The sequence below is a fragment of the Bacillus cereus group sp. BfR-BA-01379 genome, from assembly GCF_022663605.1.
Taxonomy (GTDB): Bacteria; Bacillota; Bacilli; order Bacillales; family Bacillaceae_G; genus Bacillus_A; species Bacillus_A mobilis.
Window position 1 is genome coordinate 1 of record NZ_JAKUFT010000152.1, and the last position, 3,249, is coordinate 3,249.

Sequence of the window (3,249 nt, forward strand, 5' to 3'; positions counted from 1 at the left end):
ATCTGCTCCCGCTGAGAAGAAGCGCCCTTCACCGTGAATTACAACAACACGAATGTTATCATCTTTCTCCACTTGATCAATTAATTCAGTAACGTCATGCATAACTTGTGAAGACATCGCGTTAGCCGGCGCATGATTTAACGTCGCCACCGCGATATGATCTTCAACTCTTACAGATAGGAATTTCAACATGATCCCTCCCATTATTGACGATAGCCACAAGCTGCAATAAGTAGCCCATGTACCGTTTTTGAAAGTGCGACCAGATCATACTTATGATCGCTCATTACCCAATTGGTCACAACTTCATCTACTGTTCCAAAGATCATTTGTCTTGCCACACGAACATTTAAATCCGCTTGGAATTCACCTTGCTTTATACCTGTCTCTAAAATCTCATCCATAACTTGTAAGTAGCCTTTTAATACTTCATTTATTTTCAGGCGTAAGTCTTGATTGGATTGTCTTAGCTCTAATTGCGTAACGATAGCAAGAGGATCATTTTGTGACAACAGCAAGAAGTGCGTTTCTACCAACATGAATAATTTCGATACAGCGCTTTCAATTCCTGCTGTTTTTTGACGAATTGTTTCGACAAATTCTCCCATCTTCTCTTGGAATAAGGATATTAATATATCTTCTTTATTTTTAAAATATAAGTAAATCGTGCCATCAGCTACCCCAGCTTGTTTTGCTATTTTAGAAACTTGCGCTTGGTGGTACCCATTCTCCGCAATCACAATGACTGCCGCATCAATAATTTGATTGTATTTCGGTCTATTTTTCCTCACTTTACTGTCCCCTTCAAGAAGATGACTGAATGAATAGTCATTCATATTCTTATAATACTGACTATTTAGAAAAGTGTCAATCCTATTTTTTCAAAAAGAAAGGGCCTTAGCCCGTTTGCTCATCCTCATTCTTCTTTTTCTCTTCATCTATTAGGACACGACGTAAAATTTTTCCGACTGTCGTTTTCGGCAGTTCATCTCTAAACTCATATACTTTCGGCACTTTATAAGCCGCTAAATATTTGCGCGCAAACTGATTTAATTCTTCCTCAGAACACTCCATACCTTCTTTTAACACAACAAACGCTTTAACTGTCTCTCCTCGGTACGGATCGGGAATTCCAATCGTCACTACTTCTTGCACTTTTTCATGCTCATATAATACTTCTTCTACTTCACGAGGATACACATTAAAGCCACTCGCAACAATCATATCTTTCTTCCGATCTTTCACATAGAAAAATCCATCTTCATCCATGTAACCAACATCCCCTGTATGAAGCCATCCGTCTTGTAATACAGCTGCTGTTTCTTCTGGCTTATTCCAATACCCTTTCATAATTTGAGGACCCTTTACAACAATTTCACCAATTTCACCCGGAGGTAAAGCCTCTCCAGTTTCAAGTGACATAATGTTTGCCTCTGTATCTGGCCACGGCACACCAATACTTCCTGGCACGCGTTTTTCCCACAAAAAATTCCCATGTGTAACTGGCGACGACTCCGTTAATCCATAACCTTCTACCAATTTGCCACCTGTAACTCTCTCAAACTCTTCCTGCACTTCTACAGGAAGCGGGGCAGATCCACTAATACAAGCCTCGATAGAAGAAATATCATATTCTTTTAAGAGGGGACTATTTAATAGAGCAATATAAATGGTTGGTGCCCCTGGAAATAGTGTGACTTTATGTTTTTTTATTGCTTCAAAAACCATTTTCATATCAAACTTCGGAATCAGCACCATTTTATACCCTTGCATAATACTTAAATTCATTACAGCTGTCATCCCATACACATGAAAGAACGGAAGAACACCAAGAATTACTTCTTCTCCTTCTTTACAATTATATAGCCAATGCGCTCCCATTAAAGTATTCGAAACAAGGTTTTTATGCGTCAACATAACGCCTTTCGGAAATCCCGTTGTTCCTCCTGTGTACTGTAAAAGAGCTAAATCATTTTCAGGATTACAAGGAACTTCAACATTAACATTACTTTCTCGTTCTACTGATTTCCATAGATGAATCGTTTCACTTTCCGACACATTCACAACAAGATTTGCCTGCTTTTTTTGTACAAATGGATAAAGTAAATTTTTAGGGAAAGGTAAAAAGTCCGCAATACGGGTTACGATAATATGTTCAATTTTTGTAGCAGCTTGAACATTCGTTACTCTTGGAAACACTAGATCGAGACAAAGAATTACTTTTGCTCCCGAGTCATGAAGCTGGTATTCTAATTCTCTTTCTGTATATAGTGGATTTGTTTGTACTACGATACCTCCCGCAAGTAATGTGCCATAATAACCAATTACAGATTGCGGACAGTTCGGCAACATAATAGCAACTCGATCACCCTTTTCCACACCGAGCTTTTGAAGATAATTTGCAAATCTCTTCACCTTATCGTGGAAGTCTGAAAATGTAATATCCTTCCCTAAAAAGTGAAGCGCTTTCTTTTCTGGATAGCGAGAAGCCACCTGTTCCACATATCCATGAAGCGGCTGAATATCATAAGAAATCGTACTTGGAATTTCTTCTGGATAACTTTTCAACCATGGTTTTTCCACCTTCATTCCCCCTTCAAATACATAAAAAATAAATGAATGTTCATTCATGATGGTTGTTTTCATTATATTATAGTCGCCATAACGTTACAATCATAATATTCTGACTTTTATATAACTATGCTTCACTCCATTAACTTCTTATTATATGTATAAACTCTCCTCATCTATAAAAGAATAAGAGAGTTATTATTTAGCTTAATCTTATTATCGTTAACACAGCTCCTGGTGTAGTTGTTGATAATGTGGCAACAGCTAACAAACCAAATAGTTGCAAACTAATAGCATCTCCTGCTGCAAGAGTTGTAATAATTGTTGCACTAAATGATGTAGTTGCTAACGCAGGAGCATTGATCGTCCCAGCAAGTGGTGCTCCATTAATTGTAATCCGCGAACTGACTAATAATGAAGCCGTTATATTAATCGTATATGAAATGTAATAATTCCCAGCATTTGCAACCGTAAATACTGTGTTTCCACCAGAAACAGTAATTCCTGGACCGATGTTTTGATTATTTGGAAGCGGGACATTCGTTCCACCTAGAAGTACCGATATCGCTGTTCCTGACGTATTATTTGCAAATGCATATGTCGCCGTGATACTTGTACCTGTTACTCCCGTCGGACCGGTCGCTCCTGTTGAACCTGTTGCTCCTGTTGGACCTGTTG

4 protein-coding genes are annotated in these 3,249 nt (G+C 38.3%); all 4 read right to left on the minus strand.

Going from position 1 to position 3,249, the window contains the following annotated elements:
* Positions 1 to 192: enoyl-CoA hydratase-related protein (locus MR113_RS26980; RefSeq protein WP_242257460.1), on the minus strand; the 192-nt coding region annotated here is incomplete at its 3' end.
* Positions 193 to 203: 11 nt separating this feature from the next.
* Positions 204 to 791: a TetR/AcrR family transcriptional regulator gene (locus tag MR113_RS26985; protein ID WP_080468722.1), complete on the minus strand. Its 588-nt coding sequence runs from the start codon at positions 789 to 791 to the stop codon at positions 204 to 206.
* 106 nt (positions 792 to 897) lie between these two features.
* Positions 898 to 2,583, minus strand: a complete 1,686-nt coding sequence (locus tag MR113_RS26990; RefSeq protein WP_242257461.1) for a long-chain-fatty-acid--CoA ligase — start codon at positions 2,581 to 2,583, stop codon at positions 898 to 900.
* Positions 2,584 to 2,773: 190 nt separating this feature from the next.
* Positions 2,774 to 3,249: BclA C-terminal domain-containing protein (locus tag MR113_RS26995; protein WP_472927140.1), on the minus strand; the 476-nt coding region annotated here is incomplete at its 5' end.